Below are 24,379 nucleotides of genomic sequence, written 5' to 3' on the forward strand. Positions count from 1 at the left end.
TGTTCTCTTATGACAGCGTCAGCGCACGGGCCGGGTCGAGCACAGTCAGCTCATCGCGCAACTGACCGATGCGGTGCGCGAGCGCTGGCTTGTCCGCGTCCTTGCGGCTGCTTGCCGCTTTCAGCGCACGCATCAACTGGTGCTTCACCTCGAAGATGAGCGCCGGCTCCCAGCGCATCAGTGGCAACGAGCGGGCAGCAGCATCGAGTTCGGTCAGCAGCGCCATCGCCGTCTCCGTACGGCCCGCGTGATCGGCGAGTCGCGCCATCACGAGCCGCTGCAGGTAGCGCTGGCGTTCCGTCCGGATGCCAGGCAGTGCTTCGAGCCATGCGAAGGCGGCCTCGATACCGTCGCCGGCCACCATGTCGCGTGCCTGCGCTTCGATCTCGGGCCAGTCGCCGGCGGCACCATCATCGCTGTCAGCGGATACGGACAGTGGTGCAACGCTTTCGCCCGCCTCAAGGTCACGCACGACCGCGTGCCGCGCGATCCATTCGAGCGTTGCGTCGTCGGCGAACGGCGTACCGTCGTTGAACGCGAGCCGTTCGATGCCAGGCAACCTTTCGAGGAACAGCGCGAAGTCTGCGCGCAGCAGCTCGCGCCACGCGTTGTACGGTGCGCCGACGTGGTCGAGCGCGACATGCTGGAAATATTGCAGGTCGAACCAGAGGTGGTTCACCCCCTCCATGAAGGTCCCTTCGACGCGTTCCAGCAGTTCGTGCCACTGTTTCTGCAGCACGAGCCGTTTCATCTGCTGGCGAAGTTCGCCGCGCGGCGGCACAAGGCGCGTACGTGCGCTCGCATCCGCTGGCGGCACCTCGTGGAGTGTGTCCCAGCGGATGCTACGCACGAGCCGCACGGAAGGCAGGTAGCCATTTTCCTGATCGCGCAGCCACGTTGCCATCGTGCGCGCCTGGTCAAGCAGATCACGCGTGGAGGCGATCGTGCTGGATGCTGAAGGGGACCCCGCCACGGCGAACGGCGCGCTCGCGTCGGGTTCCGCGCTGCGTGCCGGATCGTCGCTGCGCTCGAAACGGGACACGAGGGGGCGCAGGTTCGGACGGGCCGCTTCTGGCCACACCCCGGTGCGGGTCACAAGCAGATCGAGCGCGGCGATCGCACGTTCGAGATCGGCCGGCGCGAACTCGCCGCGGCTCTTCAGCAGATCGATCATGCGGGTGGTGGCCAGCATATCGAGCGCGCCCTTCTTCGCCTCGGCGCGTGCGGGCAGCAGCGCCTCGCCGAACCGCTCCACCAGCGCGGCCGCAAGCTCCAGACCGTCCGCGAAGCCAGCCGTCCCATCCTGGCGCAGTCGCGCGAACGCGTAATACCCCACCACCCGCAGATCCTTGCCGGTTTCCTTCGTGAGCTGCTCGCAGGAGCGGACGATCAGGCCATCATCAATGCCGGAGAGCCTGTTCGCCTCGTCCTTCAGTTCGAAGAACGCATCCTCGTAGCCCGGATCGCGGCCCACACCGTGGTCGCCTGGTAACGGGTGCAGCCAGGCGTCCCATGCATCGAGACGCGCGCGCACCAGTTGCTCCGCATCACGCGACGGAAAGAGACTCTTGAGCAGACCGGACAGCATTTATTCGACCTCCGGCATCGCGCCATGCGGCAGCGGCATCGCCGCGTGTTTCGCTGCTGCGATTGCCGACGGCGGCAGGGGCGGCGGATTGACGGCCGAGAGCTTCGGTCCGCCTTTCGCTGCGCTGGTCACGAAGATCCGCGTCGGCAGCGTGAAGTGGCGCAGTTCGAGCACGTCGAGCGGCCCCTTGCCGGCCTCACTGCGCAATTGCACACGCAAGGGAATGCCCTGACTCTGATCCGGCGTCCACGACAGCAGATAGCGCGCACTGTCCTGCGGCGTGACCGTGGCGTGCTCGAACAGGCGGATCAGCCCGAAGCGGCCCTGAGCGTCGAGCCCCGAGCGCAAGCCGCCCTGCTCGGTCTGCCACTCGATATGCGAGAGATTCTCCAGCGAGTCGCCGGGCCAGATAAACGGCGTCCACTCTTCCTTCTGGTTGAAGTAGTGCAACTCGCGGCCCGACAGCACGAACTTCATGTCGGTTACGCCTGGTGTCGGCACCGCGCGTAGCTCATAGCGCACATGCGCGTCGCCGGATGGAAACAGCACGGTCGCCACGCGGGTGAGCCTGTTGAGGTCCGCGAGGAAGCCCGGATCCAGTGTGAGCGCGCCGTGGCTGGTGCCATGATCAGCCCCTTGGGCGGCGACCCATCGGTCGCCCTGACGCTCGACGATACCGGCCAGTTGCGTCGTGACGAACCCGGTGATGACGCCGCTGTCCGGGCGCATGAAGCGCGCCATCTCGGGTAGCGAGGCATCGTTGTCGGAGTCGGCGAATGGATAGCGGCCGCCGAACGTCCGGTTCCAGTCCGCGACAATCGCCGTGCGCCAGATGTCGTTCAGGCTCGCCGCGGCCGGCTGTACCACGACCTGCCAGGTCTGGTCGAGCGGTGCCTGAAAGAGATTGCCGAAGCCTGCCCATTGCTCGCCGAGGCTCGCAGCCAGACGGCTCGCGTAATCCCGGCTGTCGGCGATATCAGACGTCTTGCCCTGCAGCACCGATTGTGCGGCCGAGCGGGCCATCGCGTCCGCGTCGGCACTGTCGACCATCTGCTGTGCCTTCAGCCGCATCGCGCTCACCCGTTCGAGATAACGCGCGAGGCTCAGGTCGCCCGTGGCCGCCAGCCGGGTGGCGACTTTCGCGTTTGCGGGCGCGCCCGAAGCCAGGGAAGCCAGGTCGCTACCCGTCAGGCGCAGGACCGGTCCGAAGGCCACGGCCAGCGGTGCCAGTTGCGGCTGGGTCTGCTTCGACGGATCTTTCTCGTCGGCGCCGACAAGCTGCTGGGCCTTGCTGATCAGGGTGTCGGACAGCGATTGCGTCGCGGTGCCCGCACCTGCCTGATAAACCACTGCGTTCATCAGGGCAACAAGCGGCGAGCGCTGCGGATCGCTGAGCAGCGTCAGCTGGTCAACCGTGCCTGACAACGTCGGCGCCGGCTGCCAGCGCAGGCTGTTGAGAAACAGCTCCCAGGCTCGCGCGTAGTCATCAAAATAGCGCTGACGCAGTTCGGCTTTCAGCGAGCCGGTCGACGGTGCGCTCGCGTGGACGTCTGAGAGCACCCAGTCGCCGGTCACGTTGCGCTGCTCGCTCGCGTCGTCGATCGCTTTCGAGATCCGCTCGTCCCACGCAGTGCGCGCGAACACGCCCGGTACGGTCACCGCGGTATTGAAAAGCCCCTTGCTGCTCGTATCGCCGAGCAGCGTCGCTAGCGACACAGGCGGATATTTCGGCTTCGCGTCGTCGAGGATCTGCTGGTAGATCGCGTCAGTCGAGTTCTGGATGCCGCGCACGCCGATGATGGTCTGACGGGCCGTGGCCACCAGTGCGCCATCCGGAACGATCGCGAGCGACGAGTCCCCGGCGGGTCCACGGCGCCCCAGGTGACTCGCAAAGAACGCGATTGCATGCTGGCGCAGGTCTTCCCACGTGCCGGACGTGAGCTGGGAACGGGCCGGGCGCGCTGGCACGGCCGTGGCAATCAGCTGCGGCGTCAGGAATGAGGCAACCGCCCGATCCGGCCTCGCGAGCATCAGGTAGGTCTTGAGTGTGTCGTAGGCGGCCTGGACCTGCGCGTTGCCGCCGCTGGCGATTTCCGCATCCGAGAGCGAGGCGAGCTGGTGCAGGCGCTCCTCCAGTTTCAGGCGGATCGGCGTGACGAGGATGCGGCTGACGGCGTTTTCATAACCGGGCCAGGCGGCAGTCAACAGTTTACCGTCGCGGTTCAGACCGAAGCGTGTAGTCCACGGTGCGCCATCGCGCTGACGGACTTCGAGGGTGTCGATCTGCTTGTCAAGGCTGTCGAGTGCGAGCACCGCCTGCGTGTGGTCCTGCACGATAGAAAGCTTCGTCAGCGTGCCGGCTGCGGTCTCGATCGCCGAGCGGTTGGTTAAGCCCGACAGCATCGTGCCAGCGACCCAGCATCCAATGAGCGCCATCGTCATCCACGCGGCCGTGGTCGACAGCGAGAAGCCGACACGGCGGCCGTGAATCTTGCGGCTATGGTCGGCGACCGTTTGCCAGATCGTCCTTTGCTGCGGCGGTAGGAGATCACCGTCTTCAGCGTCAGGAGCTGGAACGGGTGCGGTTGCCTCCCGCTCCTTGAACAGCGGAGCAAACAGCAGCCCGTGGACCGCATTGCGCCAAAGGCGTGACGCCCTGGTCTGCATCACAAGGTCCGACAATGGTGCGCGAAGTTCCGAAATGTGTCGCGACAGCTCGGCCGGGTACCGGTCGTTCGGGTCCTGCGTGAGGCGCACGACTCCAGCGTCGGCAAGATTTTCGGAGAGTCCGCGCAGCGACGCTTCGACCTCGTCGGGACGCGTGCGCTCATTCGCCCAGGTGAAACCGATCGCCTCGTCTGGTCCGGACTGTTCGCCACCAAAGTCGGTGACGTTCAGCAGGTACGCGGGCGCAGCCCAGCGCAGCGCGCGCGCGTGACGTGCGAGTCGCTGTGCGGTGCCCTCCGCGTCGAACGGCGTGTTGGCTGAACCGCGGTTTCGCGTCAGGGCTACGATCGCGTCAACAGGGCGTCGCCGACGCAGACGGCGGATCTGGTCGAGCCATCCGGTATCGAGCTTGTCGGTTGTCTGCTTCGCATAGAGCAGCACGGTATCGCCGGTGATCGCATAGCCGGTGTCGGCGAGCCCGGGCGCAAGACGCTTGACGAGCGGCTCGTCGCCAGCGACCACGACCCAGCGGTCGCGATAACGCCAGCTCCAGCCGTGACGCTCGCGAAGCGCATCGCGCAGCATTACGATCTTGTCCGGTGTTGTGACGTGCGCGAACGCCGGGCCTTCGTTGGCACCTTGCGCCTGCTTCTGCGAATCGTAGCGTGCCAACCACCGCATCGCACGCATTGAAGCAATCCAGAGTAAGACGGCCTCAAAGTACTTTACGAACATCAACGCCAGGAGCAGCCCCGAGAGCAGACATAGTTCGATGATGATCCGTGTCTGAAGCGACCATCCGCGCGCCGGGCCCTCCATCCAGACGGCCAGACCCAACGCAACGAAAAGAATGCCAATCCCGATGCCAACGAAGAGCGCTACCGGCTCAGACTTTTGTTCATTCATGTTTGTTTTCTGCACACGAGCGCGATCAGGTCGCCGCCGTCCTGTGTAAGTACGAGTTGCGGGTCGCCGATCCGCGCCGTGAGTTCAGCCGCGAGAGCGGTTGCAAGCCATCCGCCCGCCGCCCCACAGTCCCCGACCGTCGTTTTCAGGTCGATCTTTGATCTTTGTCCGTCGAGTTGGGGCGCCGACTTTATTGCTACCTCCAGCTCGGGCGAAAGTCCGTGACTCCAGACAGTCTTGACGCGTGTCGACGCGGCTTTCCCCCAACGCATGGCATGTCCGAGTGTCTCTCCAACAGCATTGACCGGGCTCCGTGCTGGACGATGCAGGAGTAGGGGCGGGTTTCCCGTCATTGTTCTGGCAAGGCTCGGGTGCCCCAATAGCAGCGCGACGCCCGCCTCCGCGACTCCGTCCTGCAAGCGCTCGCTGACCGCATTGCGCAATCGAACTGCAACTAGCAGGCGAACAACCTGCGGTCTCATACGGTCGAACCACGCGTCCGCTTGAAACACCGACGAAGGCGCGGGGGGAGGCGTCATCGTCACACGTAGAGACGGCGATTTCGCGGAAACAAGCTGCTGCAGCAGGGCACGCACGTCAGTGTCCGCAAGTACGGAATGCAGGCTCGATTCGACCTGGAGCGTGGTGCGCGCCGGAAGGGCCATTAGTTGCGGCGCCAGGCTGTCGATCAACCGGACCAGAAGCCAATTGCAGACTGCCTGATGGCGAGCGTGTTCCGTTAGTTCGTTTCCCGCATGGAATTGCTGATCCGGGAGTTCTAGCCAACGGGCACTCACGTCGGTGTTTGGCTCGGCCCGGCTCGCCCGCGGGCGCAACATGAGGCTGCCGTCGACCAGCCCCTCGATACCGTTCTCATCGTGATCGGAGGAGAAACACCACGCATGGCCCAGCAACGCCAGCGGCTCGCTGGCAAGGGCATGGCATTTTTCGGTTTCGTGGTCGCTGACGCGATTTGCCGCGATTGCTCCACTCCGTCGTGCGTATAAATATCCAAGCCGACAGCACAGCAAAAACGCCCATGCAAGCATCGGATAGCCGACGACACAGAACCAGAACCAAACAGTGTTTGTCGGTCGGCCTTTCGGCCACAGAAAAATCGTCAGCGCGGCACCCAGGCACAGGACGACGCCGAGGAGCACTAGCCAGACGGTTTTCGAGAGATGCGGCGGCGCAGGTACCGCAATCCGCGGCGGTATGCGAGCAAAGTCAATCGGCATCTGGCTATCGAACCGTCGCCCCATCGGACACAGCGATGAGGACACTCCCGCACTGGGTCTTGTCCCCATCACGCGAAAGCGGCGTGCCAGCATCCTTGATGCCGCCTCCCCCTTCCACGATTTCGTTGTCACCGTGAATCGGGCAGGACACCAGGTCTCCCACGCGTGCGGCGCGACGACCCTTGACCTTGATACGGTCCGAGCCGGTAAGGATCTTCCCGCCGTGACTCGTGCTATCGCCTTCGTACGCTAATTTCTTCATTTCAATATCCCTGTTCAAGCTAATTCGATGAATGCGATGACCAACTTGCTAGCAAAGCCAGCGGCGCGCTTTTATATGTCGCACGCATAGGTTGACGCGCCTTTTGAAATCACGTGAAAATTTGCACTTGCGCGATTATTCGTATGGCCATAGTCCGCACCTACCTATTGGGATTCAATATTCTTGTATCCCTCTTTCGTAATGTCGCTGTAGGCCGCCTGACGAATTGAGGCATCGTTACTGCAAATTTTCCGAGAAATTTTCTTGTTGCCGCGATACACAATTATTCCAGCCGAAAATTCCGGGCCATCATCGGTCTTTACGGTCTTGTCATAGAAATAATAGGTATATCCAGCCCTCGAAAATCTAATATGTGCTTCGCCACCGCCGGCATAAGGGACATTGCTAAAATAAAAAACGTTACCTTTGCTCGAGCCGCTATCTGACACCTCAATGTCAATTTTCTTCATTGTTCCATTGCGATACGTCAAAACGCCAGTATCTTTCATCTCACATAGAGAGGCAGTAGTCCTGTCCAATTCGCAATTAAATACAGCTTCTTCTTCCAATCCACACACGCCTTCTGCGTGTGCGGCTGTTGTAGAATTAAAAATAATTGCCAACAAAAATATGGACGTGAATAAACGTGCGAACTCTGTGACAATCATCGACAGAGCGACGCCCCTTGCTGAACGCAACAACGGAATCACTTGTAGCCCCACTCAAGGATCTGGCGTCTCACCGCAAGTGCATTCTTATACTTGTAGGTTACTAAGTGCCCTTCGCGTGTGCCATCGAATCCAACCCCAAACCGGTTGGTCAATTCAGTATCCGGATGCAACTGCAGTGACCTCCCGTTGTTCTCTATCCGTTCGTCGTAAGCAAATACCCGGTATATGCTTCCACCGGTACCCAGAGCTGAACTGTCTGCGCTCCAGGCCACTATTACAAAGAGCTTCTTCGGCTTTCGTCCAGCCACAAATACACTCTTGACATCGGGTGTCACGCCCCCCTCTGGCTCATAGTAGTCGACGCGAATGGGTCCTTTTTCGCGAACACCAGTTATGTAGGCTCCTATCCCATCCCCATCGGGAGTCTTTTCTGGTCGAAACTCGATGTTCACCTGACCGCCCAGAAATGGAATGCGATAGCTTTCCTCTTCCGCCGCACTTGACGTACTGCACCAGAAAAAGAGGAGGCTAAAGATAGCGAGAAGCGTACGGACGATGTTCGTCAAAGGGTATTTTGACATTATTACTTAATCTCACTAAAAATTTCGGCATTCCAAATGGCGTGAAAGTTGTTTTTGCGCGCGCCGTAGCTATCTGTATGGAGATTGATGACTCCCGTAATCTGATCAACTACGCCGTCGGCGTGTCCTGTGTCCGCTATCGCTGGTAGACGATTGTGAATCCAAAAATAGATTGCCGAACGCACCGCATAACGCATTTCGGCTACCACGTCAGGATTCTCAATAAAATTGACATCATCGTCTCCCCACAACGAAGGATAGAAGTTTTGGAAGCTAGTGTAGTTGCCCTTCCCGGTAAGTTGCTTTAACCCTCTTCCCCTATACCGCCAACCATCGCCACTCACCACAGAACCGTTTCCGATTTTGTTTGCATAGGCTCGGTTTGCAATAGGTTCGGGCTGAGCTGGATGGGATGCCGTTTTTCCGTACAACTCAGCTTCATCCGGATGCGAGGCGAAATACGAAAATTTTTGGGACAGAATGTACGATCGGTAGTTGAGGTTCTCCGACGTATTAAGACTGGTGCCTGCCTCCTGCCGGATCTGGGCGAAGAAGTGCGACAATCGAAGTCTCGAATCGAGCTTGTAGTCGCCAAGGCGGGGATTAAGTTCGTTGACTACGACTTGCAACTGATCAGTCGATGCCTCCGTAAAGATTCGCTGGAGCATCGCAACGGTGATCTTGCCGGGTTGACGAGCAAAATTCCCTACCAACCCGATCGGATGGATATGAAATACGTTCGACGCGGGGAAGCCAGTCAAGCTGGCCTTGACCTCATCCCACCAGACCAGCTTTTCGATCCGTTTCTGTTCCTCGGCGTGTTCGGCCCGAGGCCCAGTACGCGCCTCGATCGCCGCAATCAACTGCTCCCATTTATCAGGATTAGCCCACTCGCTCTCGTGCTGAATGATCAGCCTCGACATACGCAGCGCATTCCACGGGTCGTTCGCCGCATTGCACAGGTCATCGGCCGCTTGCGTCTGGTCGCCTGCCAGATGCAACGCCTGGTAAATCGACGTCATGAGCGGGCTGAGCTTGTCCAGCGAACCCGGGTTCGGCACATCCGCACCGACTGAATAGTCGACGAACCCTTGCGTGGTCGCGAACATCGTATGCGTGGGATCATGTTCGTCGTCCAGAGGCTGAAAGTCCACCCACTTCTGCGCAAACTCCTTCGTTACCCTGCCGCCCGCAAAGCTCTGTTCGCGCACCCACCCGTCGATTGGCTGGTGGCGAACATCCGCGCTGTCCACCTTCCACCAGTGCCGCTTTTCACCGTCGCTGCCGGGCACTACTGCAGTCTCCATGAACTGATGGTCCGCGTCCGCCTTTGCAAGCGCCGCGAGCGGAAAAACCCCGATCACACCGGTCTGCCTGGCATCAGCCCCTTCCTGGTTGGGCAGCCCGTACAACGTGGTCTGACTGTCGATCCGCAGGATCGTCGGGTCGCCGGGCAGTTTCAATTGTTGCCACGCGCTGAGATGTGCGCCGTTATCTTTGATCCAGTCACGCCCCTTGTCGATAAACGACTTGACGCTGCCGTCGCAGAAAACTTCGATGTGAACCATGCGGTTGCCCGATGTCTGCTGGGACAATGAATCGTAGCGCCCAAGATGGCCGATCAGTTCTCCTGCCTTGATCTGGACCATTTCAGCAGGATCGGATAGTACGACCACCTGATCCAGCGAAGACTCCGGCTTCACCTCCTTCACGACGGGACCACCGTTTTCCTTGCCGAGAAAGATCCATCCGTTCACCAACGAGGGCTGCACGAAACCACCCGCGACCGGAGGATACGGCGTTACACCACTCGCATCCTTGATCTGCCCCCAGCCGCCCTCGCGCTTTCCAATGCTCACCTGCGCCCCCTGCGGAAGGATGCCGAGCACGGTGCCGCGCGGCTTCGATACCCGAACCCGCAGCCCCTCGTGGTCAGCCGGTGCTGACTGGCCGCCCGCTCCTGCGGTGGGGCGGTCCTGTGCGCAAGTGGTTACCTCAAACTGCGTCGTCCAGTACTTTGGCCTGGGAAGGGACGGGTCGCTGTCGTAGTCCGCGAAATCCTGCAGATGGGCGTACAGGCTGTAAAAGGTCAGTTTCTGGTCTTTCGGAAACTCCATCGAATGACGCACCAGCGCGAAAGCTGTGCTATACGGCGCGCTGATCGCGGGATTGCCATTCTGCGCCGGGATTTCGCTTACCGGGTAGGTTCGGTTGACGCGCCACGCGACCACTTCGCCGTCGGCTATGCAGCGCACCCCGCTTTTCAGATCCAGCGAAGCACCAGCGCCAGCCTCGGTCACATGGATTCCACCGTGCCACATTCCCTTGCCGCTGACCGAATAGGCGCCTGATGGCTCCTGGCTCAGCAGTTTGTGAAACTCATGCTCATCGGTGAAGTCAGCCGACGCCGCGCCAGTGCCCTGTCCCTTCTTGCGAAACGGAAAGGCAAAAGGAAGCTGCTTCACGGGAGTGCTGGGCGGATTCTGCGGAGTCGTATTTGCCATGATTGTGCTTATTCAGAAAACCCGAAGTTCATGTTTCCCTTGACCTCTTTCAGGGGACTGCCAGACCAGTTGGGAAAGGTGAAATCGCCCTTCGCCGGGCCGTCGACATCCAGACCACCCTTGACCTGTACTTCGCTCGGACTAAAGTCAACCGCTACTCGAGCTTCTTTGCCTGCTCGTCAATATCAAGTGCGCTACACATTAACCACATCTCTAGTGGTTTTGCGCCGCCGGAGTAGTTAACGTGACACCATCCCGCTGTAACCTTGTCAACGGTGGCTCGGTCTCCTTCGATCAGATATTTCCTTGTCTTATTTCCAATATTAGGGCCGTCAAACAGATAGCTTTTATTTTTCAATTTGACGGGAATAAATCCGTCTCTAATCATCAACAACGCGAAAGGGGAGTCCATTGCCTGCTGAACGTCCCTTCTTGATTGGTAAGGAAATTTATAAGTTACACTTCGTCCATCTGATAGCGAGCTGTAATCGGCCCCAAACCAATCAGAAGCGCGCTCATCGCGACGCAAGGTGTTGCCGATTTGGTAAAACACAGCAACTGAGTACAATTTACCAGATGAATTTGGCTCCACGAGCGATTCGCGTACATTAATAGCATGGATGACGAAGATTTTCTCTCGGTGATCGTAACCAACACTCGATGAAAATGCGTCAACGATTTCACCGGGCGTGTCATCATAAAGGAGACCCCGTCCTTCCGCCTTCACGGCGGAAAATCCATTGAAGATGTAATACAAGGAAATCGCATCCGCCCCGATGGGCGTCCTCGTCTTTAGGTCTAACATCGGCTCCCGGACAAAGCAGATAGTTCCATTTTTTATGCTCAGTGGCTGATAACTTTGCGGGCCATGCATATCGACACAGGTACTCTTCGCACATGCCGAACCACTTACAAGGACGATCGCCAGGAAAAGCCAACTCTTAATCATTAGTACTCCCCCGACGAAAAGTCTTGTCCATGTTTCCCTCGCCATCTATTTGGTGCAAAGCCCTACGTCGGCGCAGGCGATCCACCTTTCCAATGCATTCCCATTCGATTGAACGTATTCGATCAAAATCCATTCGCCCTGCCTACGGATTAGCCGAACGGAGTCATTCTTTATCACGTACATCTTTGCTTTACTTGATAAATCTGGATTGTCATACAGCCGCGCCTTATCCACAACAACCTTTACGACGCTGGTGAAAGGATCGTCACGCGTCGGAGCGCCCAGTGCTTTATCGATCAATGTGGCTTCAATCGCATCTCCATCCATTCTCAATTGGCGGGAAATCGATAGATAGGCGCTGCGATTATTAGCCGATGGTGGCTCGCAAGCCATCATGTTCGCAATGCCTAAGTTACTCACAAGGAATTCCTCTAATTTCGTAGCTTCATTTTTTTTTGACGATTGTTCATATTGGTTCCATAGTTCGTTCGCACTATTAAACTGGTACTTAAACATAGCCGAATTGGAGTCATACTTATATCCTGTCACGGCCCATTGATCGACGTTGCTGGACCACTCTCCACCGCACAGTTCGCCTGTCTGCATACTAACTATGCATCCAGATGCAGTATTCAGTACCGGGCAATATTGCCGGCTAGATACTTCGGCTTTCCCGCTAGGTCCCGGATTCACGATGCCGGCCCGTAAAACATCCAAAATGGCATATTTGCCTGAGGGTGAAATCTGCGGAGGATAATCGCTTTCGAAAATTACCCCGCCGCCTGAAGTGGGATATTCCAGCCCCAAAAGGGTTATCCGAGTCCCGGACGCCGCGATGAAATCCGCTCGCTTCCAGCCTGAACCAAAATTCTTCTCTTCGGCACCTTTCAGAGGTTGCGAAAAAACTACAGAGGTGCCTGCTGCAAAATCAACTGTTGATACGTCAGTACTGGCATTGGCAGAAATCCATATGGCCAGTGAGAACACTGTTAAAATTACTCTTGTGCGGCACCACATATCAGCCCCCTTTAAGCCAAGTTACTCAGCAAATTGTTGTATCGTCTATGGTTCGAACTTGTTCCATTGTTGTCCAAAGACATTTCTCGACTATTTCCGTAATGCTCGATTGTCTCTCGTTCGTATTGAGCACGATTCACGCCCCATTCGTTTGGGTTTCGAGATAACCCTGGATGCCTCGATAGTAAAACGTCCAGCGATTTCCCGATGTCTCGCGCGACATATCCCGGGCGGTTGACACTCTGGTCCAATGCGGTGGCTCGACCGAGATCGGTTTGGAAATAATCTGCAATAGTGTATTGATAGCCGCGTGGTTTGGCCGGCAAAACCATCTCCCGCAATCGCGAGATAAAATCCATCACTTGTTTTTTTTCATACGGTTGCGAAGTAATCGCATGAGCAATAACGGCCAACGGCACACTTTTTACAGTTTGCCCGAAATTTTCCACGGTACATCCTTGTCTCAACAGGATTTTTAGATCAGCGCCTGTTTTTTTAATCCCGTGTGTAAGCTCAGGATGGGCATAGAACATCTGCGCCGAATTTCCGGTTCCTTCAACAGTCCACCCACATTTCTCAAACAACTCTTGATAGTCCGCCTCATTCTCGGCCTTAAACTCCGCAACCTGTGTCGGAAATTCGCCATTACCTACTGGGTTTATGGTTTTCTGCATCGCTCCTGCAGTTACTATTTCGCTATCGTAAGATTGAACCGCGTCAATTTTTCCTTCATTCGTTGACATCGCCGTAACTATGCGGAATTCACTTTCCGAAACTGAGCCATTCGCTCGCATTGCTATCAATTCTTTTGATTTCTCCAAGGAGATCTCCCCCCAGAACACCGGGCCGTAATGCGTGTGCGGAGCATGACCGTAACGAGTCACCTTGAAAACACTCTGTAGACAGCAACCGCACTCACAGACGGACTTCCTGCGCATGAAATTGCCCACCAATCCGATCGGATGAATATGAAAGACGTTCGACGCGGGGAAGCCAGTCAAGCTGGCCTTGACCTCATCCCACCAGACCAGCTTTTCGATCCGTTTCTGTTCCTCGGCGTGCTCGGCCCGAGGCCCCGTGTGCGCCTCGATCGCGGCAATCAACTGCTTCCATTTGTCGGGATTAGCCCACTCGCTCTCGTGCTGAATGATCAGCCTCGACATACGCAGCGCATTCCACGGGTCGTTCACCGCGTTGCGCAGGTCATCGGCCGCTTGTGTCTGGTCGCCAGCCAGATGCAACGCCTGGTAAATCGACGTCATGAGCGGGCTGAGCTTGTCCAGCGAACCCGGGTTCGGCACATCCGCACCGACTGAATAGTCGACGAACCCTTGCGTGGTCGCGAACATCGTATGCGTGGGATCATGTTCGTCGTCCAGAGGCTGAAAGTCCACCCACTTCTGCGCAAACTCCTTCGTTACCCTGCCGCCCGCAAAGCTCTGTTCGCGCACCCACCCGTCGATTGGCTGGTGGCGAACATCCGCGCTGTCCACCTTCCACCAGTGCCGCTTTTCACCGTCGCTGCCGGGCACTACTGCAGTCTCCATGAACTGATGGTCCGCGTCCGCCTTTGCAAGCGCCGCGAGCGGAAAAACCCCGATCACACCGGTCTGCCTGGCATCAGCCCCTTCCTGGTTGGGCAGCCCGTACAACGTGGTCTGACTGTCGATCCGCAGGATCGTCGGGTCGCCGGGCAGTTTCAATTGTTGCCACGCGCTGAGATGTGCGCCGTTATCTTTGATCCAGTCACGCCCCTTGTCGATAAACGACTTGACGCTGCCGTCGCAGAAAACTTCGATGTGAACCATGCGGTTGCCCGATGTCTGCTGGGACAATGAATCGTAGCGCCCAAGATGGCCGATCAGTTCTCCTGCCTTGATCTGGACCATTTCAGCAGGATCGGATAGTACGACCACCTGATCCAGCGAAGACTCCGGCTTCACCTCCTTCACGACGGGACCACCGTTTTCCTTGCCGAGAAAGATCCATCCGTTCACCAACGAGGGCTGCACGAAACCACCCGCGACCGGAGGATACGGCGTTACACCACTCGCATCCTTGATCTGCCCCCAGCCGCCCTCGCGCTTTCCAATGCTCACCTGCGCCCCCTGCGGAAGGATGCCGAGCACGGTGCCGCGCGGCTTCGATACCCGAACCCGCAGCCCCTCGTGGTCAGCCGGTGCTGACTGGCCGCCCGCTCCTGCGGTGGGGCGGTCCTGTGCGCAAGTGGTTACCTCAAACTGCGTCGTCCAGTACTTTGGCCTGGGAAGGGACGGGTCGCTGTCGTAGTCCGCGAAATCCTGCAGATGGGCGTACAGGCTGTAAAAGGTCAGTTTCTGGTCTTTCGGAAACTCCATCGAATGACGCACCAGCGCGAAAGCTGTGCTATACGGCGCGCTGATCGCGGGATTGCCATTCTGCGCCGGGATTTCGCTTACCGGGTAGGTTCGGTTGACGCGCCACGCGACCACTTCGCCGTCGGCTATGCAGCGCACCCCGCTTTTCAGATCCAGCGAAGCACCAGCGCCAGCCTCGGTCACATGGATTCCACCGTGCCACATGCCCTTGCCGCTGACCGAATAGGCGCCTGATGGCTCCTGGCTCAGCAGTTTGTGAAACTCATGCTCATCGGTGAAGTCAGCCGACGCCGCGCCAGTGCCCTGTCCTTTCTTGCGAAACGGAAAGGCAAAAGGAAGCTGCTTCACGGGAGTGCTGGGCGGATTCTGCGGAGTCGTATTTGCCATGATTGTGCTTATTCAGAAAACCCGAAATTCATGTTTCCCTTGACATCTTTCAGGGGACTGCCAGACCAGTTGGGAAAGGTGAAATCGCCCTTCGCCGGGCCGTCGACATCCAGACCACCCTTGACCTGTACTTCGCTCGGACTCACTATTTCGATCTTTCCGTTCGCGATCTTCAGATATGCACCCGCTCCATCACCCAAGGTGATGCCCTTCGAACCGGTAATGATCACTTCGCCTGTTGACGAACTGACTGCAATGTTGGTAAGCGCCATCAATTCCATCGCATCGCCCTGGGCCTGAATCTGCACCTTGCCTTTGGCCGCAAAAATCCGGATTCCAAGCTTCGCGGCAAACAGCGAAATCGCCTCGCCGGCGGCTGCCGTGATGCGCTTGAGCACACCAATATCGAGCCCTTCGCCGGCTGTGACGAACATCTGCTTGGCGGCGGCCAGCTGCATGTGCTGACCACTCGCAACACCGATGCCTTCAGGTGCGCTTACGACAATTACCGGCTTCTGGAGTTTGGCGAGCTTCTGCTCGACGAGCGTACGTTGCTGATCGACTTCTGCGAGCCATGCCTGCGCGGCGCTAGCAGAATCATTGAGGGAGCGCAGGATTTCCTCGGCCTGCTGAAGCGTGCTATCCGCGTTGGGCATCGCGAGCTGCTCGCCCGAAGCACCCGGCTGCGCCTCGGCGCTGAGCAAAATTCCCTTCGCCGCCCGCGCCGAAAGATGTCCATCTGTCCGCAATTCCGCGCCCTGCCCGCGTTCCTTGCTATCGGCGTCGACCATGTGGCCAAGGTTCAGCTCACTGGTCTGGTACGGCGTCGTCAGGTGGCTGTGCTCGACACCTTCCTTGTCCTCGATTCGCCACTCCGTACCGCCTGCGGTACGAACGATGTTCCGGGTGTTGTTGAGGTTATTGACGAGGTCGGGATGCAGACTGTCGTGCATCGAACCAATGATGACGGGCCGATTTGGATCCCCCGCCGTATGGATGATGGCTACCTCCGCCCCATCGATCAGCGGAAAATGGTGGCCGTAATTGTCGCCGCTGTATGGCTTCGCGAGGCGCACCGGCCGGCTGGTGCCACCCGGGCTCCACTCGTCGAGATCAAACGGCAGCTTGATCACGTACCAGCCCTGCTCGGTCAGGTACGCGTATTTGTATCCGCCCGGCGAGGTAATACGCGCCGGCAGGATACCGTCGATCACCGGTCTCCTGATCGTATCGAGCGACGTGCGCCACACCCGGTCGGCCGAGATCGCCGTGAGCGTATTGGTGTAGGACTGGCTGCGGCCACCGCTGGATTCCACCGACGTGATAAACAGCCCATGCGGCGCATCGACCGGGTTCTGGTCGAGCCGTACGACCTCGCCAGCCTCGATGGCGAATGCGTTGCCCGTTGCCTTGTAGGTGATCTGTGTTGCGAGATAGGCTTCATGCCGCAGCCGTGCGATGCGCCGGCCTTCTTCAGGCGTCTCGTAATGTTCGCCCCAGCGATAGTCAACCGCGTTGGTCGTCTTGTCGCCGCGTGCGGCGTTTTCCTCGACGAGCAGCGACACGTCGGCCTGCCGGTGGTTATAGTCGTGCAGGCGGACAGCTTCCGGGACACGCTGCGTATATCGCTCAAGTGTCTTGATCGCATCTACGCCGACGCTTTCGAGTCCCGAGTGTAGCCGGAACGGCACAACGCGCTGATTGCGGGCATACGCGTCCAGATCGTCGCCGAAGACAATCACGGCGTGATCGCGCTTCTGCTCGAAGCGGAACCAGATGCCTCCCTCCGCGCAGATCCGCTGGATGAAGGCGAACGTCGTTTCCTCGCACTGTGTGATGTACTCGTGCCGCTTGTATTTCGCACGCAGCTTGAACTCGAAATCGACGCCCGCGCGGAAGCCATAGTGGCGCAGCGTATCGGTAATGATTTCTTCGACCGACTGCTTCTGGAACAGCCGGCTCGTGACGCCGCGATTCAGATCAGCGAGCTTCGGCTCCATCACGACCTTGTAGCGCGTCTCGTCAGCCGAAGTCCCGAGTTCATCGAACTTCGTGATAATGCCGTGGACTGTGTGTGCAGGCGGCATCTTGCTGAACTGCCCAGCGTTCTCGCCGAACATCTTGCGCAGATAGTCCATGTTCGGGTCGATCGGATCGATGATGAACTTCGCCGGGCGCCCCAGCACCTGATCCATCGGAATTCCGGCCATCGGGCTCGTGAATTCGATCTCGTACCGGTAAAGCTCGCTGAGCGCGTCGCGCCCGCTGAACTTCAGGATCGAGAACGGCGCCGGGTGCGGCGCCAGTTTCAATTCATAGGCCTGGGAAGGCAAAACCATCGACATTTTCGAAAGACCCCTTGAACACGCGTCACATCGCAAAGGACAGCGCCGGGGCGCATGTTTCAGCGCCCCGGCGGGGGTTACATCAGGTAATGCGGATCAGCTCTTGGCTTTCGGCATCTGCGATACCAGCGACAGGCCGATGTCCATGCCTTCCACCTGGAAGTGCGGAATGATGAAGAGTTTGATGCGGAAGAAGCCCGGGTTGTCCTCGATGTCCTCGACCGTGACCTTCGCCTCACGCAGCGGATGCGACGACTGCAACTCGTCACCCGGATCCTTCATCTCGGTCACGAGGCCCTTGATCCAGCTGTTCAGCTCAAGTTCGAGCAGACGCCGGTCCTTGGTCGTGCCGATGTTCTCGCGCTGGATCAGCTTCAGGTAGTGCGCAATGCGCGAGAGCAGGAAGATGTAAGGCAGGCGCGCATTGATGCGGCTGTTCGCGGTCGCCTCCCTAGTCTCGTACAGCGCCGGTTTCTGGGCCGAGCTGGCCGAGAAGAAGCACGCGAAGTCGTGGTTCTTGTAGAACGAGAGCGGAATAAAGCCGAGGTTGGCGAACTCGAATTCGCGGGTTTCGGGAATCAGCACTTCGGTCGGAATTTTCGGCTGCGCGCCGGTGCCCAGGTCGTACAGGTGAACCGGCAGGTCCTCGACCTTGCCGCCCGCCTGCGGGCCGCGGATCTGCACGCACCAGCCGTTGTTGACAAAGCTGCGCGTCATGTTGGCCGCGAAGGCGAACGACGCGTTGACCCACAGGTATTTGTCGTGGTCCGGACCCTTGACCGCTTCCTCATAGTTGAACGAACGCACCGGCGTCGTATCCTTGCCGTACGGCAGGCGACCGAGCACACGCGGCATTGTCAGGCCCACGTAGCGGGCGTCATCGGTGTCACGGAAGCTCTTCCACTTGATGTACTCGGCGCGATCAAAGTAGTTGCCGATATCCTGGATCGCGGCCACTTCTTCCATCGACTGCTTGCCGAAGAACGCGGCGCCGACTGAGCCGACGAACGGCATGTGCGCGGCTGCGGCCACCTTGGAAACGTTACGCAGCAGCGCCACGTCCTGCGGCGAGTTGGTGAACTCGTAGTCGCTGATCATCGCGCTGATCGGCTGACCACCCGGCGTATCGTATTCCTCGATATAGGTCAGACGGTACAGGCCGCTCTGGATGATCTCGGGCGTATCCTCGAAATCACGCTGCAGCGCTTCCTTCGACACGTCGAGCACTTCGACGCGCGCGTTCCGACGGAAGTCCGTCCGGCTCACGAGCATCTTGAGGCCACGCCAGCGGCCTTCGAGCGCCTGGAATTCCGGTGTATGCATCACTGCGTCAAGCTGCCGGCTGATCTGGCGGTCGATCTGGCCGATATGGAAATCGAGCAGCGACTTGTCGAGCCGGTCGACCGGCTTGCTGCCCTTGCTGATCAGATCGAGAAACGCACCCATGCCGCGCGCGATACGCTCGTCGGCTGAGGCCTCGGACAGCATGTCGCTGTCGCGGAAGGCGACCAGCGGCCGTGCCTCGGCGACGGGCTTCAGGTTGATCTTGCTGCACAGCGACGCATAGACGCTGTCATTGCCCCCCTGGGGGGCGTCCAGCACGACGGTCTCGGTCGTGCCGCCTTGCTGCGATTCAGTGGGATTCATTTCGTGTCCTGTCTGCGATACTATCGCTACCTGCATATCTGTCCGGTTATGGAACGCGGTGAAGGCCATCTTGGGCCGACGCCGTTCAGGCATGGCCTCCAGGCTGGGTGGCCGCCGTCGCGATCTGTGCGAGTTCGCCGCGCAGCTTGTCAGAGAGCGGCTTATCCTTGAGAATCTTCTCGAACTCACGGCGGAACGTGCCGTTATCGAGCAGATTCGATTTCAGGTCACGCAGCAGATTGCGCACCGCCAGCAGCGCCTGCATCTCCGGGATCTGACGTGCCACCTGTTCCGGCTCGAAGTCTTTCAGCGAGCGAAACGAGAGGTTCACCGGCAGTTCCGAGCCGTCGCCAGCCAGGGTGTTTTCCGCAGCGACCTTGAGGTCCGGCGCGTAGTCAGCGAGAACAGAATCAAAATTATTCTTGTTGATGTCCGTTTTCTTGCGCTCGGCGAGCGGCGCCTGTTCCTTGCCCGCGCTGAAGTCACCGGCGACGAGCAGCTTCAACGGCAGCTCGACCTTCTTCTGGGCACCGCCCGTATGCAAATCTAACGTGATCGAAACCCGACTTTTCGGAATTTCGCGCTGGAAGCTGTCCATTTGTATTCCCTATTGAACGACGTTCAGGATCCCCGCAGAACTCGCCCGGTGCGATGCGGTGACCTCTTTCGATCGGGCGCACACGCATATGCGTGTTTCGCTCGCGAAGGACTCCTTGTGGTACCCCATAGCGCGGCCTCCATTCATGCGATCATTATTGCCACGCGCCATTAAACAGGTTTACCCGCGCCGAGTCAAAGTATGTCGGCGTAGTGAAATCGATACGGATTGTAAAGACATCGCGAATAATTGTTAATTATCATCAATTCAATGCGCATTCAGACTCGTCAATATGAATAATTTGATAAACGAGGTATGCGAATGCGTGACAATTTTCACGAAACCGTTGCTGGCATGGGCTCACAAGGGCATGACATTCTCTGACAATCTTTCAATGATGAAGGCGGTACGATGGCAACATCGCGCTAACCATGCATCGAGAATATTGCCTATTCTGGTACGGATAATATCTCAAAAATAATCATCCTCTATTTGATGTAGTTCGCATGCTTAACTATTCGCAACTGTATACGGATCACAAGTCACGCGTATAGAATCGCCACTCACCATAATCCAAGATAACGGCACAACCACACCCATGCGGATCGATAAACCGCTCTTTCACGAAGGGCTGATCCTGACCCAACAGCACTTCCAGCAGCTGGGCCGAAACGTCGACTTCACGTTGAACCAGATCGCTGCCGCCTGCGTCGCCGAGCCGTGGGGCACGCAGGGCATCGATATCGACGAGGAAGTGCTTGCAGCTGGGCGTCTGAAGCTCACCCGACTGAAGCTGCGTTTTCCGGACGGCACACTGATCGACTCCACGGTGACCGATGCGTTGCCGCCTGCACGTGATCTGACGCAGGGACTGCCAGCCGATGTGCAGAGCGTGGTCGTGCTGGCCGCCCTGCCGCTGTTCAATGCCACGGGCAGCAACTGCCGGTTCGACGAAGCGACGCTGGCGCGGCCGCGGCGCTCATACCGGGAGTTCGTCAAGGTCATCGACCTCAACGGTACCGGCGAGGCCGAGATTGCCGCCGAACGCCATGCGGTGCGACTGCTGTTCGACTTCGAGTCGCATGCCGACGACACGGTGTGTGCGATTGCCCGGTTGACGCGTACCACGAGCGGGCAATTTCAGGTCGACCACCAATACGTGCCACCGTGCCTGACGCTTGGCAGTCATGCGCTGCACGTCGAACGGATCAATCGTCTTGCCGACATCCTGCAGGCGAAGAGCACGGCGCTGGGTTCGCGTAGAAGCGAACGGATCGAGCAGGTTGCCGAATACGGCGTGGCCGACGTGCAGCTGTTCTGGTTGCTCCACTGCATCCATACGGTCTGGCCGCAACTGCGGTTCTTCTCGACGCATCCGGGCCAGCCTCCGGAGCGGCTGTACTCGACGCTTGCCCAGCTCGCGAGCGTCCTCATGACGTTCTCGACCGGCTCGCAGCTCGGCGACATTCCGGCGTATGACCACGTACGTGCCGATGAAGTATTCGCCAGGCTCGAGACGCAGATCCGTGATCTGCTCGACGCGATCATTCCGTCGCGTGTGGTGTCGATTGGGCTCACGCACAGGAATCCGACGACGTGGGCGGGCCAGTTCCTCGACGAGCGCATCGTAGCGAGTTCCGCCGACTGGTACCTGTCGGTCCACGCCGCGTCGCCTGCATTCGAACTCGTCGAGCAGTTCCCGAGGCTCTGCAAGATCGGTGCGCCGGACGATATCGAGCACATCGTCAATTCGGCTCTCCCCGGCATTCCACTGAAGGCCGTGCAGCGTGTGCCGGCCGCCATTCCGGTGCGGCTGGACAACCAGTACTTCGCGCTCGACGCGAGCGATCCCGCACACGCGCGGATGCTGGCCGCCCGCGCCTGCCAGATCTACCTGCCGACGTCGGTTCCCGACGCGTCGCTTGAACTTTACGCGGTGTTGCGCTCATGAGCACGCTGACTCCTGCCCGCGGCGAAACCGCCCTGATGGGTGGATTCGCCTCTGCGAACCGTACTTCCGCCGGTGGTATCCGGGACCTGTTGCGCGACACGGCCCTGCTCGTGACACGATTGTCCGAGGGTGGCCACACGGAAGACCCTGCTACCCTGCGTCAACGTTGCAAGCAGCTGATGGCGGGTTTCTCAACCGCGCTCGATCAGCGCGGTTTTGCGGCGGACGTCCGCGAAGACGCAGAGGTTGCCCAATGCGGCCTTCTTGATGAGGCGGTGTTGCGCCACCTGAACGCAACGAACAGGCCGGTTTGGGACGCACAGCCGCTGCAGGTCGAGCGCTTCGGCGAACACGACGCGGGCGAGCGCGTGTTCATTCGGCTTGAGCAACGGATGCGCGAAGCGTCGCCGAACGTCGCCCTACTCGAATGCTACGCGGCGGTCCTCGGGATGGGGTTCATGGGCCGCTATGCGCGTGAAGGCGAAGCGAAGCGTTCCGTGCTGATCGCCTCACTCGGTACGCAACTCGAAAAACTGCGCCCCGAAGGAAGTCCCCTTGGGGGGCGCCCGGTCGCTGCCCGCCCTTTCTTCGCCGATCGTGCCGGCAGGCGGTTCTCGGACTGGTTCTACCGCCTCTCGCCCTGGGCGATTGCCGGCCTCGCGTGCGTGGCGGCCGCGGTGATCTGGCTGATATGGGCACAGGTGCTCGATGCGCAGATTGCGCACCTCGTACCAACTGTACCGACGGCGCCGCGGCCGTGAAGTCCGATCTGCACGAACCGTCCGGACCGGCGCTCGGGGACGCGAGCCGCACACTGGACCCCGGGTCGGGTCAGATGCGGGGCCAGGCGCAGAGCCGCGCGCTGGAGGGCCTGGGTTACCCGTTCCGCGCCATCGTGACACTGATGGCCGCGCTCGCGCTCGCCGTTATCTGGCTGGTGTTGCCTGTCTCCCAGGAGGGCTTCCTTCGACCAACGGAAGTCCCTGTGGAACGGGGCGCCGGACAGGGTCTCGCATGGACGCTCACTGTCCCCATCGTCCTGTCCTGGCTTGTACTGATCTGGCTGCGCACCCGTCAGCTCTCACGCGCGCGCGAACAGAACGTACACGTACTGACTGCACTCGGCGCCGCTACGTCGAATATCCCGGTCAACCTGCGCACCCGCATGCCGCTCGTGCTCGTGACCGGCGACGCCTTGGGGAACCTGTTCGACCGGATTGCCGGAGAGCGACGTCTCGCACACGTTGGCGACGGCGCAATATGGCTACGGGCCGACCGGCTGCAGGATCTGCCCCGCCTTGCGGTGGCCGTGAAGCAGTGGCGCGATGGGCGCGCACCCGATGGTGTCGTGCTGTCGGTTGCGCCGGCATTGCACGCGGGTGAAGACGTCCTGACGCAGAATCTGCGCGTCGTGCGGCAGTCCGTCGCTGACGCCTCGCGCATGCTCGGCGTGCGCCTGCCAGGCTTTGTTGCCGTCTACCAGCGGCTCACCAATGCGCCGGCCACACTCGCGATGCCACAGTGGTATGGCGTGTCATCGGCTACGCGCCTAGCTGACGCAAGCCGTTTTGAAGCCGTGGTCCAGGTGGCCGAAACTGAAGTTGAGCGGGCCGGAGGCGACCGCAGTGTGGCGGCAAGCGTGGCGGCACGCGCCGCAAGCCTGGCTTCGATCGTCGGCTGGACCCAGCGCGTCGTGATCGGCGTGCTAAGCGACCGCCGGCAGCCGGCCACGCCGTGGGCACTGTTCGGCGCGGGCTGGATCGATTGCGGGCCGGCGAGCGGTCCGGGCAGGCCCTGGGAGCGCGACGTCGAAATGCAGACCCGGGTCGTGCCGCCTGCACTGCCGGCGTCCCCGCTGCCGTGGCCGCTGCCCCAGCCGTTGATCGAGGCCATGCCGCGGCGGTTGTGGATGTCGCCGCGCCTGGCGGCTCTCGCCCACGCCGTTGCTCTGGTTGCCTGCGCGATCGCGGTGGCGTTTTGGGGCGCCGCCAGGAACAATCAGGCGCTGATCACCCGTATCGGCGCGGATCTCGGAAGATATTCGATGATTCCTGCTGCACACGACGCCGCGAAGCGCGATGCGCTGCAGGCTCTCGTGGCCGATCGCGACCAGCTCGACCGCTATTCACGCACAGGGGTGCCGCTGGGACTTTCCTTCGGCATGTACCGCGGTGCGCAGTTAATGCCGGCGCTCAACCAGGCGATCGCAACCTACCAGCCGCCGCCGCCTCCACCTGCGGTGGTCACGCTTGACAGCATGTCGCTGTTCGACAGCGGCCGCGCGCAACTGAAGCCCGGCTCGACGCGCGCGATGGTCGGCGCGCTTGAAATGATCAGGTCGCATCCGGACAAACGGATTCTCGTGGCCGGTTATACCGACAACGTTGGCAGTCCGGACAGCAACCTGACGCTGTCGGTCGCACGCGCGGGCGCGGTGCGCGACTGGCTCATCGAGGTGTCGGGCATTGCCGCCACGCAGTTCGCGATCCAGGGCTACGGCGATACGCGGCCGATCGCGAGCAACGATACGCAGGAGGGGCGAGCCAGGAACCGGCGCGTCGAAATCACGCTGGTGCCGGACGCCCCGAAAGAAATCCCGTTGGAGGATTCGACCAGATAGCAGGACTTTTTTTAGCCCTCGAAGCGAACGCTTCGGGTTTCAGAGGCTCGGGGGCTGGCTCCGGGCGATTGTCGTAGTACCAGAAAAGGGA

Annotated in this window: 16 protein-coding genes; 3 read left to right on the forward strand and 13 right to left on the reverse strand. The window is 59.7% G+C overall.

The genetic code is table 11. The annotated features are described in order from the left end of the window. Positions 1–7 precede the first annotated feature (7 nt). From tssA to tssB, 13 genes are all read right to left on the reverse strand, one after another. Positions 8–1,588, reverse strand: coding sequence for a type VI secretion system protein TssA (gene tssA, locus F6X39_RS07280; RefSeq protein ID WP_187616119.1), 1,581 nt, complete (start codon positions 1,586–1,588; stop codon positions 8–10). Continuing rightward, the gene (locus F6X39_RS07285) at positions 1,589–5,161 is read right to left on the reverse strand and encodes an ImcF-related family protein (RefSeq protein WP_187616120.1); all 3,573 of its coding nucleotides are present in this window, start codon (positions 5,159–5,161) and stop codon (positions 1,589–1,591) included. Next, positions 5,158–6,399, reverse strand: a complete 1,242-nt coding sequence (locus tag F6X39_RS07290; protein WP_187616121.1) for a hypothetical protein — start codon at positions 6,397–6,399, stop codon at positions 5,158–5,160. Before F6X39_RS07290 ends, F6X39_RS07285 begins: the two co-directional genes overlap by 4 nt. 4 nt (positions 6,400–6,403) lie before the next feature. Beyond that, entirely contained in the window at positions 6,404–6,661 is a 258-nt protein-coding gene (locus tag F6X39_RS07295) for a PAAR domain-containing protein (RefSeq protein WP_121324170.1), read from the reverse strand. A 164-nt stretch (positions 6,662–6,825) separates the two neighbouring features. Beyond that, positions 6,826–7,371, reverse strand: coding sequence for a hypothetical protein (locus tag F6X39_RS07300; RefSeq protein WP_187616122.1), 546 nt, complete (start codon positions 7,369–7,371; stop codon positions 6,826–6,828). Beyond that, on the reverse strand, positions 7,368–7,784 hold the full coding sequence (locus F6X39_RS07305) for a hypothetical protein (protein ID WP_187616123.1): 417 nt from the start codon (positions 7,782–7,784) through the stop codon (positions 7,368–7,370). The genes F6X39_RS07300 and F6X39_RS07305 overlap by 4 nt, the downstream gene beginning before the upstream one ends. 131 nt (positions 7,785–7,915) lie before the next feature. Next, positions 7,916–10,417: a chitinase gene (locus F6X39_RS07310; protein WP_187616124.1), complete on the reverse strand. Its 2,502-nt coding sequence runs from the start codon at positions 10,415–10,417 to the stop codon at positions 7,916–7,918. 154 nt (positions 10,418–10,571) lie between these two features. Continuing rightward, entirely contained in the window at positions 10,572–11,366 is a 795-nt protein-coding gene (locus F6X39_RS07315; RefSeq protein ID WP_187616125.1) for a hypothetical protein, read from the reverse strand. A gap of 45 nt (positions 11,367–11,411) precedes the next feature. Further along, positions 11,412–12,353, reverse strand: coding sequence for a hypothetical protein (locus F6X39_RS07320; protein ID WP_187616126.1), 942 nt, complete (start codon positions 12,351–12,353; stop codon positions 11,412–11,414). A 41-nt stretch (positions 12,354–12,394) separates the two neighbouring features. After that, positions 12,395–15,127 (reverse strand): SH3 domain-containing protein, encoded by a 2,733-nt coding sequence (locus F6X39_RS07325; protein WP_262413581.1) that lies wholly within the window; start codon positions 15,125–15,127, stop codon positions 12,395–12,397. Between the two features lie 8 nt (positions 15,128–15,135). After that, a complete protein-coding gene (locus tag F6X39_RS07330; protein WP_187616127.1) occupies positions 15,136–17,472 on the reverse strand; it encodes a type VI secretion system Vgr family protein in 2,337 nt (778 codons plus the stop codon). A 96-nt stretch (positions 17,473–17,568) separates the two neighbouring features. Then, entirely contained in the window at positions 17,569–19,119 is a 1,551-nt protein-coding gene (gene tssC / locus F6X39_RS07335) for a type VI secretion system contractile sheath large subunit (RefSeq protein WP_187616128.1), read from the reverse strand. 85 nt (positions 19,120–19,204) lie between these two features. Continuing rightward, positions 19,205–19,717, reverse strand: a complete 513-nt coding sequence (tssB, locus tag F6X39_RS07340) for a type VI secretion system contractile sheath small subunit (RefSeq protein WP_187616129.1) — start codon at positions 19,715–19,717, stop codon at positions 19,205–19,207. Between the two features lie 598 nt (positions 19,718–20,315). On the opposite strand from tssB, the gene tssK reads away from it, so the two are divergent. From tssK to F6X39_RS07355, 3 genes are all read left to right on the forward strand, one after another. Then, positions 20,316–21,668: a type VI secretion system baseplate subunit TssK gene (gene tssK / locus F6X39_RS07345; RefSeq protein WP_187616130.1), complete on the forward strand. Its 1,353-nt coding sequence runs from the start codon at positions 20,316–20,318 to the stop codon at positions 21,666–21,668. Beyond that, positions 21,665–22,429 (forward strand): DotU family type IV/VI secretion system protein, encoded by a 765-nt coding sequence (locus F6X39_RS07350; RefSeq protein WP_187616131.1) that lies wholly within the window; start codon positions 21,665–21,667, stop codon positions 22,427–22,429. The genes tssK and F6X39_RS07350 overlap by 4 nt, the downstream gene beginning before the upstream one ends. A 74-nt stretch (positions 22,430–22,503) precedes the next feature. Then, the gene (locus F6X39_RS07355; RefSeq protein WP_187616201.1) at positions 22,504–24,288 is read left to right on the forward strand and encodes an OmpA family protein; all 1,785 of its coding nucleotides are present in this window, start codon (positions 22,504–22,506) and stop codon (positions 24,286–24,288) included. The last annotated feature ends 91 nt before the right edge of the window (positions 24,289–24,379 follow it).

It is taken from the genome of Paraburkholderia sp. UCT2 (assembly GCF_014397665.1).
Lineage (GTDB): Bacteria > Pseudomonadota > Gammaproteobacteria > Burkholderiales > Burkholderiaceae > Paraburkholderia > Paraburkholderia tuberum.